Source organism: Halopseudomonas sp. (assembly GCF_036961105.1).
Classification (GTDB): domain Bacteria; phylum Pseudomonadota; class Gammaproteobacteria; order Pseudomonadales; family Pseudomonadaceae; genus Halopseudomonas.
In genome coordinates this window covers 27,307-40,851 of the sequence record NZ_JBALWW010000022.1, presented here as the reverse complement: position 1 = coordinate 40,851, position 13,545 = coordinate 27,307, and the positions used below count along the sequence as shown (strand labels likewise).

Annotated in this window: 11 protein-coding genes, 1 other RNA gene and 3 pseudogenes; 8 read left to right on the top strand and 7 right to left on the bottom strand. The window is 56.6% G+C overall.

Annotated elements, in window-relative coordinates; genetic code table 11:
• Positions 1–68 precede the first annotated feature (68 nt).
• Both V7756_RS16385 and V7756_RS16380 read left to right on the top strand, forming a co-directional pair.
• Positions 69–305 (top strand): hypothetical protein, encoded by a 237-nt coding sequence (locus tag V7756_RS16385; protein ID WP_335611269.1) that lies wholly within the window; start codon positions 69–71, stop codon positions 303–305.
• Positions 302–1,627: an amidase gene (locus V7756_RS16380; RefSeq protein ID WP_335611268.1), complete on the top strand. Its 1,326-nt coding sequence runs from the start codon at positions 302–304 to the stop codon at positions 1,625–1,627. The genes V7756_RS16385 and V7756_RS16380 overlap by 4 nt, the downstream gene beginning before the upstream one ends.
• A 318-nt stretch (positions 1,628–1,945) precedes the next feature.
• Here the strand turns inward: V7756_RS16380 and V7756_RS16375 are convergent.
• Positions 1,946–2,928, bottom strand: a pseudogene (locus V7756_RS16375) (IS3 family transposase); the annotation flags it as partial.
• Positions 2,929–3,061: 133 nt separating this feature from the next.
• On the opposite strand from V7756_RS16375, the gene istA reads away from it, so the two are divergent.
• Both istA and istB read left to right on the top strand, forming a co-directional pair.
• A complete protein-coding gene (istA, locus tag V7756_RS16370) occupies positions 3,062–4,582 on the top strand; it encodes an IS21 family transposase (protein ID WP_335611267.1) in 1,521 nt (506 codons plus the stop codon).
• The gene (gene istB, locus V7756_RS16365) at positions 4,579–5,319 is read left to right on the top strand and encodes an IS21-like element helper ATPase IstB (protein WP_335611266.1); all 741 of its coding nucleotides are present in this window, start codon (positions 4,579–4,581) and stop codon (positions 5,317–5,319) included. Before istA ends, istB begins: the two co-directional genes overlap by 4 nt.
• Positions 5,320–5,381: 62 nt before the next feature.
• Here the strand turns inward: istB and V7756_RS16360 are convergent.
• The 4 genes and pseudogenes from V7756_RS16360 to smpB all read right to left on the bottom strand — a co-directional run.
• Positions 5,382–5,489, bottom strand: a pseudogene (locus V7756_RS16360) (transposase); the annotation flags it as partial.
• 376 nt (positions 5,490–5,865) lie between these two features.
• Positions 5,866–7,116 (bottom strand): integrase domain-containing protein, encoded by a 1,251-nt coding sequence (locus V7756_RS16355; protein ID WP_335611265.1) that lies wholly within the window; start codon positions 7,114–7,116, stop codon positions 5,866–5,868.
• A 186-nt stretch (positions 7,117–7,302) separates the two neighbouring features.
• Positions 7,303–7,691, bottom strand: a transfer-messenger RNA (tmRNA) gene (gene ssrA / locus V7756_RS16350).
• 213 nt (positions 7,692–7,904) lie between these two features.
• The gene (smpB, locus tag V7756_RS16345; RefSeq protein ID WP_335611264.1) at positions 7,905–8,387 is read right to left on the bottom strand and encodes an SsrA-binding protein SmpB; all 483 of its coding nucleotides are present in this window, start codon (positions 8,385–8,387) and stop codon (positions 7,905–7,907) included.
• A gap of 185 nt (positions 8,388–8,572) precedes the next feature.
• On the opposite strand from smpB, the gene V7756_RS16340 reads away from it, so the two are divergent.
• The 3 genes from V7756_RS16340 to V7756_RS16330 are packed head-to-tail and all read left to right on the top strand — an operon-like array spanning position 8,573 to position 10,725.
• On the top strand, positions 8,573–9,976 hold the full coding sequence (locus V7756_RS16340) for a sodium-dependent transporter (RefSeq protein ID WP_335611263.1): 1,404 nt from the start codon (positions 8,573–8,575) through the stop codon (positions 9,974–9,976).
• Between the two features lie 7 nt (positions 9,977–9,983).
• Positions 9,984–10,418 carry a type II toxin-antitoxin system RatA family toxin gene (locus tag V7756_RS16335; protein ID WP_335611262.1) on the top strand — a complete coding sequence of 145 codons (435 nt, stop codon included), beginning with the start codon at positions 9,984–9,986 and terminating at the stop codon, positions 10,416–10,418.
• Positions 10,411–10,725, top strand: coding sequence for an RnfH family protein (locus tag V7756_RS16330; RefSeq protein ID WP_335611261.1), 315 nt, complete (start codon positions 10,411–10,413; stop codon positions 10,723–10,725). The genes V7756_RS16335 and V7756_RS16330 overlap by 8 nt, the downstream gene beginning before the upstream one ends.
• A 121-nt stretch (positions 10,726–10,846) precedes the next feature.
• Here V7756_RS16330 and V7756_RS16325 read toward each other — a convergent pair.
• Positions 10,847–11,221: pseudogene (locus V7756_RS16325) on the bottom strand (outer membrane protein assembly factor BamE); the annotation flags it as partial.
• Positions 11,222–11,328: 107 nt separating this feature from the next.
• Here V7756_RS16325 and fur point away from each other — a divergent pair.
• Positions 11,329–11,739: a ferric iron uptake transcriptional regulator gene (gene fur, locus V7756_RS16320; RefSeq protein WP_335611260.1), complete on the top strand. Its 411-nt coding sequence runs from the start codon at positions 11,329–11,331 to the stop codon at positions 11,737–11,739.
• 77 nt (positions 11,740–11,816) lie between these two features.
• On the opposite strand, the gene recN is transcribed toward fur, so the two are convergent.
• On the bottom strand, positions 11,817–13,490 hold the full coding sequence (recN, locus tag V7756_RS16315; RefSeq protein WP_335611259.1) for a DNA repair protein RecN: 1,674 nt from the start codon (positions 13,488–13,490) through the stop codon (positions 11,817–11,819).
• Positions 13,491–13,545: the final 55 nt, after the last annotated feature.

Here is a 13,545-nt window from a genome sequence, read left to right as displayed (position 1 = left end):
GCTGCCCGTTTCATTGCGCTTCGGTTATCTAGCCTTTCTCGATATCAAGCTCGTGCGTTGGAGAATCCATGGACAACGAAGGAGATGCGCTGCGGACTTCCATGGTTTATGCAATTAGCCTGGATCCTGAGTTAACACCGCTTCGGCGTGGCATGTGTCTGAAAAGTACCTCTAAAAAACAGCACTCAAAGGGCGATTTCTATGCATTGGTTGGAAATCCTAGCCATCTGTTTTTTGACACTTCAGGTTTGAGGGTGCTGCGCAATAAGTGGTCATTTTTGTGCGCCAAGCGGAGAGGGGGATGATGGTAAGTCGCAACCTGTTGGATTGGCCAGGAATGCCACATTGGGATTCTCAGACAATATTAGAGGGCTGTCTTGCTGAAATAGCCCGCCCGGATGCCCAAGGAGACCTTGTATTTAGGAAGGTGCATGCTGCAGCAGCAAGATCGGAGGCCATGTGCGCGGGCAGTGTGAGCCGTAGTCGCCCGCTCGCGGGGCTCCCTGTGTCTGTCAAAGATCTATTTGACGTGACCGGAGATGTTACATGCGCCGGATCGCGTGTTCTGACCGACGCCAAGCCTGCGAATCAAGATGCGGTCGCCGTCGCGCGGCTGCGCCGGGCAGGTGCGATTATTGTCGGTAGGACAGCGATGACAGAGTTTGCGTATTCTGGGCTTGGACTGAATCCTCATTACGGCACACCGGGCAACTTCTACGACAGGTCTCGTATACCTGGCGGGTCATCCGCTGGCGCCGGTATCGCCGTGCGTGCGGGAATGTGTCTGGCTTCATTGGCTACAGACACGAACGGTTCCATCCGTATCCCTGCTGCTTTTTCCGGTACGGTTGGATTTCGGCCAACTGGGTATCGCATACCTCGACAAGGCCTTGTTCCCCTTTCTCCCACCCAGGATAGCGTCGGCCCCATCGCTAGAACAGTCGCGCAATGCGCCGCAATTGATTCAGTCCTTTCAGGTCAGATGGATGATTATCCCCAACATCGCGCACCCGAAGGGCTTGTGCTTGGCGTACCCAGCGGTTTTCTTCAGGACGACCTTGATTCATCTGTCTCGGAGGCGTTCGCTAGTTGTTTATCTAAGCTTTCGATCGCTGGGGCCTCCATTCGAACAACAGAAATTCACAGTTTGGAATTAGCGAAACAGATCGGGCCTGGAGGCATAACCGGGCCTGAAGCGTTGAGATGGCATAGGGCGATACTTAGCGATCGCGGCCATATGTATGATCCCAGAGTGTTGGCACGGTTGAACGGTGCGCACATGGTAGATGACGTAACTCTCAATTCTAGGCTTGAGGCCAGATTGGCAGCTATCCGGCAGTTTTCAGCTGAAGCGAGTCGATTTGACGCCATCCTTTGCCCGACCGTAGCCATCATCCCCCCCTACTTTAGAGAAGTCCAAGATGATGACAGCTTTTTTAGGCTCAATGCCCTAGTTCTTCGCAATACAAGCGCCTTCAGTGTGGTAGATGCACCTTCCATCACCCTGCCAATGCAGCTGGTCGATGCTTTACCAGTCGGAATTATGGTCAGTTCAGTTGTTGGACGTGATAGACGCTTATTAAGCGTTGCAGCTACGATAGAACGCATCATTGCAAGTAACGAATAGGCGAGAGATGGTCTCCTGATCTGAGTGGTGCAGCGTCTATTCGGTTGTCGACGATGGTTACGCAAAGAAGTGAAGAAGCATCGTTGCCGATCAACATGAAAACGGACTCCTCGGTGCTCTCGGCTCTGCTTGTGCCGTGGACGAGGCCAATGGTTGTGCAAACGCCGCCAATCCTTCGAACTCATCCATAGAAGCACGCATCAGCGCGTACTACCGTTGGCTACGGCTCGTCGTGGCGTTAAAAAAAAAAGAAAGGCGAGCGAGGCGAAACCGCCTGCCGGTAATCCCCCCATTTTTAGTACTCGCCAGAAGTAGAGGTCAGGCCGCAAGGGCCAACTTCTGTTTGGGGGTGATGCCACCCAGGGCCATGTTTGGCCGTTCGTGATTGTATATCCATACCCAGCGCGTTGCATGCTCCTGCACCTCGGCAATGGACTCGAACAAGTAATGCCCCAGCCAGTCGTAACGCACCGTGCGGTTGTAGCGCTCGACGTAGGCATTCTGCTGTGGATTACCGGGCTGGATATGCTCCAGTCGAATGCCGTGCTTTTCCGCCCATAGCACAAGCTTGCTGCTGATGTATTCCGGGCCATTGTCGCTGCGGATAACTTGGGGCTTGCCACGCCACTCGATGACTTGATCCAGTGCGCGCACCACCCGCTCTGCCGGCAATGACAGATCGATATCCATGGTCAAGGCCTCGCGGTTGAAGTCGTCGATCAGGTTGAACAGGCGGAAGCTGCGACCGTCGGCCAACTGATCGTGCATGAAGTCCATCGACCAGCAGTGGTTGATTGCCTCCGGCACGGCCAATGGCTCGGGCTTCTCTCGCACGATGCGCTTGCGCGGCTTGATCCGCAGGTTCAACTCCAGCTCCCGATAGATCCGGTACACCCGTTTGTGATTCCAGCGATAACCTTTCACGTTGCGCAGATACAGGAAGCACAGGCCGAAACCCCAGTTGCGTTGGTTATGTGTGAGTCGGATCAGGTGATCGGCGATCTCGGCATTTTCTGCCGACAACCGTGGCTGGTAGCGATAGCAGGTCGTGCTGATGCCAAACGACACACACGCCAGTTTGATGCTGACCTTGCCTGAGGCAACCGCGTGTTGCGCCATCTCTCGTCGCCGAGATGGCTTCACCACTTTTTTGCCATCGCCTCCTGGATGATCTCGGCCTTCAGGCGCTCCTCGGCATACATCTTCTTCAGACGACGATTCTCCTCCTCCAGCTCGCGCAGTCGAGCCATTAACGAGGCGTCCATGCCACCGAACTTGGCGCGCCATTTGTAGAAGGTCGCCTGTTATTGGCCAATTAATCTGACCCACCTCTGGCCAACAATTTTGACCCACCCATGGTGGCATTGGCACCGATCCATGTAGCGTCCCCCGCCTTATGCACAGGCCGGGGACAGATCATTGAAGGAGTGGGTTGTGATTCACAAGATCAAGGGGTTGTACGACCAGGGCCGGGGCATGTCCGTCCGGGCCATCAGCCGTGAACTGAGCATCTCTCGGAACACCGTGCGCAAGTATCTACAGCTGGATGAGACGCAGATCAGTGAAGCTATTGCTGATCCCTCGCGCACCAAGCGATTGGACGAGTATCGGGACTACCTGATCAACCAGCTCAAGGTGTTCCCGGCCCTCAGCGCGGTCAAGTTGGCTCGTCGTTTACGCAAGCGTGCCGGGGAGCTGGCTGTATCTGATCGGAGCATTCGCCGCTACGTTCAAGGCCTGAAGGAGCAGGTTGCCAGCGGCCAGTTCCGCTATTACGAGCCCGTTACCGAGTCGGTACCCGGCGTGCAGTGCCAGGTCGATCCTGGTGAGCTGCGTGGTGTCATGATAGGCGGACCGGAGCGCACCGTGCATTTTGTGGTGTTCGTGCTGTCCTGCTCTCGACTGATGTATGTCGGCCTCGACTTCAGGCCATTGGATACCGAGCGCTTCATCCAGATGCATGACGAGGCTTTCCGCTACTTCGGAGGTGTCACCGAGGAGTGCATCTACGATCAGACCAAGATGGTGGTGATCAACGAGCAGTACCGCGAGCTGACGCTGAACCAGCGCTTCCACCAGTATGCGACGACCGTCGGGTACCGCATCCACGCGTGCGAGGGTTATGACCCGGAGAGCAAGGGCAAGGTGGAGTCCGGGGTCAAGTACGTCAAGCGCGACTGTTTCTACGGCGAGCACTTCCAGGATGAGGACGCCGTTCGCCAGCACCTGCATGACTGGCTTGAGACCGTCGCTAACGCGCGTTTGCATGGCACCACAGGCCAGCATCCACGGGCGCATTTCGAGGCGCTGGAGCGTAGCCAGCTCAAGCCCTATCTCGTCCCGCAGAGCCTGCTGCACTGGGCGCCGACAAGGGAGACACGCAAGGTCGACAAGACCGGCCTGATCTCATGGCAGGCCAACAAGTACTCGGTGCCCATGGCCTGGCAGCAAGCCCGTGTGGGTGTCAGCGCCCAGGACGACCAGTTACTGATCCATGACCTGGAGAGCGGTGAGCTCATCGCCACCCATGACCTGTGCAAGGCCAAGGGCCGGATGATCAAGAACAACAACCACTACCGCGACCATGCTCAGCGCATTACCGACCTGGAACGCGGCATCGATGCGATCCTGCCCGATGACTTGGGGGCAGTTCTGTGCCAACTGCTCAAGAGTACTTCGCCGCGTATCTGCAAGGACCAGCTGGTCGCTACACGCGACCTGCTCATAGCCCATGCGCCGGTTGATGCCACGCTGTTTGGGGAATTGTGCGAGCGCAGTGAACTGACCGCCACCAGGCTCAAGCGTTACCTCGAAGCATGGCAGCAAGCCAAGGCGCGGGGTCGGGTCATCAGCGATCAGGACTATGCTCCCGTAGCTGGCAGCCAGGTCAGTCACGCCGACCTGAACGCTTACGCCCGGGTTGGCCAGTCGACTGGCCACGGGGTGACCCCATGAGCCTGCTCGATAGCACCATAGCGCAGTACCGCAGCCTTCGCCTCAGCGCAACCGCTGGTGAACTGGCCACTCTGCTGGCCAGGGCAGAAGCCAATGAGCTGTCCTACCTGAACTTCGCCCAGTCCCTGGTCGAGCATGAGCTTAACGCCCGCTCAAGTAGCCGCGTGAGCCGCAACCTCAAGCAGGCGCAGTTCCCCTCGGAGAAACATCTGGAGGCCTTCGATTACCGGCACCAGACCACCATCACCAAGCGGCAGGTCAGTGCCTTGCTGGACTTCAGTTTTATCGACAACCGGGACAACCTGGTGTTCATCGGACCACCGGGCGTGGGCAAGACCCACCTGGCCATTGGGATTGGCCACAAGGCTGTCCAGGCTGGCTACAAGGTGCTGTTCCGCAGTGCTCTGGCACTGGTAGAGGATCTGGAGCTGGCGGAGATGAAGGGCGAGCTGAAGAAGCGTTTGAATCAGTTGAGCAAATACGACGTGCTGATCATCGACGAGCTGGGCTACCTGCCAATGACACGGCAGGCCCGGTACAACCTGTTCCAGTTGATCAACAACCTCTACGAGTACCGCTCGGTGATCCTGACTACCAACAAGGACTTCACCAGCTGGGGCGAGTTCTTCCATGACGATAACGTGGCCGTGCCCATCATCGACCGCGTGATCCACCATTCACACATCTTCATGCTGGGAGGTGAGAGCTATCGACTGAAGCAGAAAACTGGCGGTTAGCGGTACGCAAGTGGGTCAATTTTATTGGCCAAAAGTGGGTCAAAATTAATGGCCATTGACATCGCCGAACTGATGCCATGCTCGCGGCACAGTTCAGGCACGGGGCTGCCGGCTTCAGCCTGCTTGAGGATGGCGATGATTTGACTGTCCGAAAAATGCGATGTCTTCACGCAAAATTTCCTTGATCCGATTAGGAGAAAATTCTACTTCTGACGAGGGCTGATTTCAGGGGGGATTACCCTTCCTGACCCGGAAGCTCAACGGCGTGAATGCCGAGATGAGCTTGAATGTGCTCGCCTACAACTTGAAACGGGTAATGAAAGTAATGGGCACCGTCAGCTTGCTAGAAGCCCTGACAGCGTAAAAGCCCTGGTTCTACTCGCTACGCTGCCTCTGAGAGGGCTCCAGGGCGTTGCTGGACTGTCTCATGAGCCATTCGCAGCGGTCATAAGCTTGATCAGGTTCTCAGCTCGAGAACGGCTCGCTATAGACCGTGACGGAAATCCGTTCTGGCGTTTTTACACGCTCTGGGCCGAAAACAGACAGTTAACTTCTAATGGGCACAACCTTGCGGGAAGTGTCTGCCGCCACAGATAGGCTCCCGGTGGCGGCGTTCTGGATATGCTCACTCCACCAGGCCATCATCGGTCTCCTGCGCTCTACGTAGTCCGCACGGTTATAGGCGCTCCTCACTTCATTCTTGTCCACATGAGCCAGAGCTACCTCGATTAACTCAGGATCAAACCCGTGTTCGTTCAGGGTCGTGCTGGCTATCGAGCGCATGCCATGGCTAACGAGCCGCCCCTCGAATCCCATGCGCTTCAATGCCATGTTAGCGGTCTGGCTGTTGCAATGGGTGCGTGGGTTGCGGTCGGCAGGGAACACAAACTCTCGGTGACCGCTATAGGGTCGCACAGCCTCTAAAACGGCTAATGCTTGTTCCGTAAGAGGCACAATATGTGCGCGGCGCTTTTTCATGCGTTCGGCTGGAATCGTCCAGGTTTTACGCTCAAAGTCGATGTCAGCCCAGCATGTTGTAGCAGCTTCCGCTGGGCGGGTCATGGTGTGCAACTGCCATTCAATGAGCGCCCTTGTGGTGCGCTTTATACTGGCATTGGCGATAGCAACCATGAGCTCAGGCAGTTCATCCGGATTCAGAGCTGCCATATTCTTCTTTTTGGGCTTCTTGAATACTGCCCTGATCCCGCTGAGAGGATTGGCTTGTACGAGGCCTGAATTGACCGCATAGGTCAGGATCTCATTGAGGCGCTGTGACAAGCGCTTAACGGTTTCAAGGCTACCTTTGGCCTCCAAGGGGCGGAGCAGCTCGATCACTTTAGGTGCTGTGATGCTTGAAATTTGCAGATGACCGAGGTCTGGAAAGACGTGCAACGTCAACGAGCGCCAAATGTCCTCAGCGTATGCCTGGGTGACGCTTTCCTTTTTTAGATCGAACCAGGCTTCAGCTACCTTTCTCAGGGTGTGCTCGCTGGCGGCACGCAGTTGCTGTCTGGCGTTGTCGCGCTGTTCTTTGGGGTCGAGACTCTGGGCAATTAGCTGCCTTGCATCAACAGTCAGTTTTCGAGCTTGAGCAAGGCTCGTCTCTGGGTAGGCTCCCAATCCCATGTTGATGCGTTTTTTGGTTACTGGATGGTAATAGTTGAAATTCCACAGCTTGGAGCCATTGCTTCTCACTCGCATCTGAAGGCCATCGCCATCACCTAGCACGTAGTCGGATGCTTTGGGCGCGGCGTTTTTAATCTTGGCTTCGGTGAGGCGTATAGCTTTGGCGCCCATTCTTGGTATTCCATCAGTGGCTTGGTATTCCAAAAAATACCAGATGAGGCTATGGAATACCATGTGGAATGCCAGAGTGCGTGGCTTCCCATGGACGTCAATGGACGCCTATGTATCGTAAGTTGTTGATTTATGGTTGCTTAAGACACAAAAAAGGACGTCCGTGGACGCCCTTAGATGTATATTTGGTGGAGCCGGGGGGATTTGAACCCCCGTCCGCCAGTCCGCCGCTATTGGGTCTACATGCTTAGCCAGCTCTACTGAGTTAACTCCTCACCGCCCGAGTGGCAGGGTGCTTGGAGCGAGTTGTGTAATGTTTAGCTGCATCGTCCACAACGTACTAAGCAGCGATCCTGTTCTATCTGACGATCACTTCGGGTTTACAGGCATCCCCTGATGATCGCTGGAGCCGAAGCTACCAGAAGTGCTTTCTAGGCTGCTTACGCAGCTAGTTGAGCACCATAATTGTCGTCATTGGCAATTATATAGGTTTGCAACAGTGGATTTACGAGTTCTGTTACCAACTCGGCATGCCCCTCCAGTTTTGTAACCGTCGTCGAATCCAAATCGGCCCCAAATCTTTCAGGTGTGTTACTGAGACGCGATTGTACGCGAAAGGTTCCGCCTGACAAGGGCGGTGCGATACGCGCACAAAAAAATACCCTGACGGGCAGGGTATAGGGTCTTGCTTGCTTTAAACCATAAACCGGACTGGTGGAGCGGACCAGCCCTGTTACTTACTCTGACGCAGCCGGTTTCAGATAGTTCAAAAATAATTCGAATTTTTTTCAGCGCTGGTTATCGCGCACCACGCGCTGCTTCTCACGGTCCCAGTCACGCTCTTTGAGAGTCTGGCGTTTGTCGAAATCCTTCTTGCCGCGCACCAGCGCGATTTCGCATTTCACCAGGTGCCCCTTCCAATAGAGAGCCAGCGGCACGCAGGCGAAACCCTTCTGCTGCACGCCGATGATCAGTTTGTCGATCTCGCGTGCATGCAGCAGCAATTTGCGGGTACGGGTGGGGTCGGCTACCACGTGGGTGCTGGCGGTCATCAGCGGGGAGACATGCGCGCCGAGCAGGAAGGCTTCATCATTCTTCAATAGCACGTAGCTGTCGACCAACTGCACTTTACCTTCGCGCAGGCTTTTGACTTCCCACCCGGTCAGGGCCAGGCCTGCCTCAAAGCGGTCTTCGATAAAGTAGTCGTGTTTGGCCTTCTTGTTCAGCGCTATGGTGCCGCTGTTGGCCTTGGCGTTTTTTTGCTTGCTCATAGGCGGCGCATTATACCTATATTTATGGGTAAAACAGGTCTGGTTTGCAGTTTCACTGACCTGTTGAATGGCACAAAGTGCCGCAATCCCGGCGTGGGCAGGTGCCGGTCTGTCACTCTGGCTTGTGGCGACTGATCAAAATCTGGACAATGCCGTTCTTTTTTCAGGGCTGACCGGGAACGGATATGACCAACGAGAAGGTATCGATTCACGGGATATGGGCTAGCCGCTGGGTGTTTATTCTGGCTGCGACGGGCTCGGCTGTGGGGCTGGGTAATATCTGGAAGTTTCCCTATATGGCCGGCGCCTATGGCGGCGGAGCCTTCGTATTGGTGTATCTGTGCTGCATTGCGCTGATCGGCTTGCCAGTGATGTTGGCGGAGACGCTGTTGGGGCGCCGCGGCCGGCAGAGCCCGGTAAATACCCTGCGCAGCCTGGCTCGGCAGTCTGGCGCGTCCGAGCGCTGGTCGTGGGCGGCGATGATGGGCATGCTTGCGGCGTTGTTGATCCTGTCCTTTTATAGTGTTGTCGCTGGCTGGGCGCTGGATTACATCCTGGCGATGGGGCGGGGCGATTTCAACGGGATCGATGGCGCCGGGGCGGGCGCGCGTTTTGATGCGCTGACGGGCGATCCGGTCCGTCTTACGCTCTGGCATACGCTGTTCATGCTATTGACGGCCTACATTATCGCGCGTGGCGTGGTAGCCGGGCTGGAGCGCAGCTTACGCATCCTGATGCCCTTGCTCTTTGTGCTGTTGGTGGTGCTGCTGGGCTACAGCATGACCACGGGCCACTTCATGGAAGGGGTGCGCTTTCTGTTCCATTTCGATCTTGCCAAGGTGCCTGAGGGCATTCTCGCTGCAATGGGGCACGCGTTCTTTACCCTCAGTGTCGGCGTAGGCTCTATCATGGTGTTTGGCGCCTATATGCCACGCAAGGCATCTCTCGGCTCGACCATCATCACTGTGGGCTTGCTCGACACTCTGGTGGCGCTTACCGCCGGCATGGCGCTGTTTCCGGTGGTCTTCGCGGCGGGGCTCGAGCCCAGTGCCGGGCCGGGCTTGATGTTTGTCACCCTGCCTATCGCCTTCGGCAACATCAGCATGGGCGCGGTATTTGGGGTGGTGTTTTTTGTGCTGGTGGCAATTGCCGCCTGGAGCTCGGCCATTTCCATGCTTGAGCCTGCCGTCGCTTACTGGGTAGAGCGCAGCGGCAAGAGCCGGCCCTTTATTACCGCCCTTATGGCGCTGTTCTGCTGGGTGGTAGGCCTGGGTACTGTGTTCTCGTTCAATCTGCTGGCAGAGGCGCGGTTCTTTGTGACCAATGCCGAAGGCTGGCACTTTTTCCTCTGGACTTCCGAGGGCGGCAAGACCTTCTTCGAAAGTATCGATTACCTGACCAGTCGAATATTTCTGCCGCTGGGCGGTCTGTTGTTTGTGCTCTTTGCCGGCTGGGTGCTGGACCGGGAAGTTTTCCGCGGGGAACTGGCGCTGAAGCATCCGCGCCTGTTCCCGTTGGTGTATTGGCTGTTACGCTATCTTGCCCCTGCAGGTATTCTGATCATATTCATTACGGAACTGACCAAGTGATAACCGCATGACGCATATTCAACGTTCGGCCCTGCTGCCCTATCCTGCGAGCCATCTGTATGAGCTGGTAAACCGGGTGGAGCGTTACCCTGAATTCTTGCCGTGGTGTTCCAAGGCCGAGGTGATTAGCGAGAGCGATATAGAAATGTGCGCCGAGCTGACCGTATCCAAGGCGGGGTTTTCCCAATCGTTCACCACGCGCAATACCCTGATTCCCGATGAGCGCATCAGCTTGCACCTGGTGGATGGCCCTTTCAGTGATCTGCAAGGTGTCTGGGAGTTCAAAGCGCTGGGCGATGCGGCCTGCAAGATCACCCTGGATCTGCAGTTCGATTACTCCGGGCCGCTGGTCAAGGCGACCCTGGGCCCGCTGTTCAATCAGGCAGCCAATACCCTGGTTGATGCTTTCTGCCAGCGTGCCAAGGAGATATACGGTGGCTGAAAAGAGCATGGTGGTGGAGGTGGCGTACGCGCTACCACACAAGCAGAAGATCATCAGTTTGAGCGTGCCTGAAGGCACCAACATGAGAGAAGCTGTGGCGCTATCGCGGATGGCGGATCATTTTCCGGAGCTGAACGTGACCAGTTGCCCGGTCGGTATTTTTGGCAAAGCGGTACCCAAGCCGGAGGAGCGCATACTCCAGCCGGGGGAGCGGGTGGAGATGTACCGTCCCCTGATTGCCGACCCGAAAGAGGTGCGCAAGCAGCGGGCTGCCAAGGCCAAGGCAGCGAAGGAAGAAGAGAGTTGACGGGTAAGCTGAAACGAAAAAGGGCGCCCAAGGCGCCCTTTTCAGTTCAAGCACGGAAAGCGGTTTACTCGCCGGTGCCCAGCGGGGCGCCCAAGTCAACCGGATAGCTCTCGGTAGTGCCGGCATCCTCACCGTCCTGCTGGCCACCCATGATTTCATCATCGGTGCTGGTACCCGGCATGAAGTCGCCAGACAGCCCAACCAGGCGATTGTCTTCAAAATTCAGGCTGATACGTTTCTGCACTCGGTCGCTGCGGCCCGACTTCATGCTGTACAGATAGTCCCAGCGGTCAGGGTGAAAGGTGTCCTGCAACAGTGGCGTGCCCATGATGAAACGCACCTGACGTTGAGTCATGCCCGGACGAAGCTGGTCGACCATGTCCTGTGTTACGACGTTGCCCTGTTGCACGTCGATTTTGTAGACCCCGGGAATGAAACCACATCCGCTGAGAGTAATAGAGGCAGTGCATAGCAACAGGAGAAGTATTTGATTAATGCTTTTTGGCGTCACGTGGTAACATCCACTATCTTGAAATGGCTGAATGGCCTTGAATCATACCCGACTGATACCGCTCTGCGAAGCGCTGAACGAGAAAGTAAACCATGGTAGAAAATCAAGAACTCCGCAAAGCCGGCCTGAAGGTAACCTTGCCTCGGGTTAAGATTCTGCAAATGCTCGATGGTTCACAAGAGCGTCACATGAGTGCTGAAGACGTATACAAGGCGCTGATGGAGGCTGGTGAAGACGTCGGTCTGGCGACCGTTTATCGTGTTTTGACTCAGTTTGAATCGGCTGGTCTGGTAGTGCGCCACAACTTTGATGGTGGCCACGCCGTGTTTGAATTGGCTGATGGCGAGCATCACGATCACATGGTGTGTGTCGACACCGGTGAGGTGATCGAGTTTTTCGATCCCGAGATTGAACGCCGTCAGCGCGAAATCGTCGAGAAGCACGGCTTCGAGATGGTAGATCACAATCTGGTGCTGTACGTGAAAAAAGCCGGCAGCAAGTAACTCGTCCTTCGATTACGCGCTCGGTTGACAGCCAAAGCCAGGCCTCTGCGGTCTGGCTTTGTGGTTTCTGGCAGGCCTCAGCTCACCGCAGACAACAGCTTGCGAGCATGGGCTAGGGACTCGTCGGTAAGATCGATGCCGCCGAGCATCCGCGCCACCTCCTGCACTCTGGCTTGCTCATCGAGTTGATCAATACAGGTGCGGGTTTCGTTCTTGCTCTGCTGTTTGCGCACGAACAGGTGCTGATGACCCTGCGCTGCCACCTGGGGCAGGTGCGTGACCGTCAATACCTGGCCGCGCGCGCCAAGCTGGCGTAGTAACTGGCCGACAATTTCTGCGGTGGGGCCGCCAATTCCAACGTCTACTTCATCGAACACCAGGGTGGGTACGCGAGATGTTTGCGCGGTAATTACCTGGATGCCCAGACTGATGCGCGACAGCTCGCCGCCGGATGCGACCTTGGCCAGAGGCTTGGCCGGTTGCCCCGGGTTGGCGCTGACCAGAAACTCCACGCTTTCCAATCCGGTTACCGGGTAATCTCCGGCGTTCAGCGCCGTCAGTTGCAGCTCGACGCGCCCACCGGGCATGCCCAGCTGTTGTATTTCCTTGCTGACCGCCTTGCTCAGGCGTACGGCGTCCTTTTGTCGGGTGGCTGACAACTTGGCGGCCAGCTTGCGGTAATGCTCCTGGTAGGCGATCAATTCTTCCTGTAGTTGCTCGGCATCCGCGCCCCGTTGTTGTTGGGCCTCCAGTTCATCGATCAGCTGTTGCTGTAGAGCCGGCAGTTCCTGCGGCGTAATGCGGTGCTTGCGGGCCAGCTCGAAGATGGCGCTCAGGCGCTCCTCGACATACTGTTGGCGTTCCGGGTCGGCCTCGAAATGATCGAGGTAGCGGGTGAGCTCGCCTACCGCTTCTTCTATCTGTATCTGCGCGCTGGCGAGCAGGTCGTTGGCTTCGCGCAGTTGCGGGTGATGGGCCTTGAAGCTTTCCAGGCGGTGCAGACTGGCAGTCAAGGCTTCCAGTACGCTGCCGGCATCATTCTCGCTGCAGACGTTGATCACCTGCTGACACGAGTGCAGGATCTGATCGGCGCTGGCCAGCTGGCGTTGCTCGTTTTCCAGCGCCTGCAGCTCATCTTCCTGCAGGCTGAGGTTTTCCAGCTCTTCGAGTTGATAGGCCAGCAGTTGTTGACGGGCAAGCTGCTCAGCGCCTTGCTGGCTGACCTGCCTGAGGGTTTTCTCGGTCTGCTTGCAGCGCTGCGCAGCGAGATGCACCTGGCGCGCGAGATCGCCCGCGCCGGCAAACTCGTCGAGCAGGCGGCGGTGAGTATCGGTCTTGAGCAGTGATTGGTGTTCGTGCTGGCTATGAATATCGATCAGCATCTCGCCCAGAGCGCGCAGATCCTGCTGCGGACAGGGGGCGCCGTTGATGTAGCCGCGCGAGCGGCCTTCGCTGGTAATCACGCGGCGCAGAATGACCTGATTGTCTTCCTGCTGCAGGTCGCGGTTGCTCAACCACTCGCGGGCCTCGGCAATATCGCTGACATCAAAGGTGGCAAGAATATCGGCCTTGTCGGTACCGGGGCGTACGGCGCCGCTATCGGCACGGTCGCCCAGAGTGAGCGCCAGGGCGTCAAGCATGATGGATTTGCCCGCCCCGGTTTCGCCGGAGATCACGCTCATGCCACCACGCAGCTCCAGCTCCAGATGATCGACGATGGCGTAATTGTTGACCGCAAGATGTACCAGCATGGCTCGCGCTCCCTGAGTGAGTGTTCTGGTTGTTTATACAGTAGTTTGCCTAATG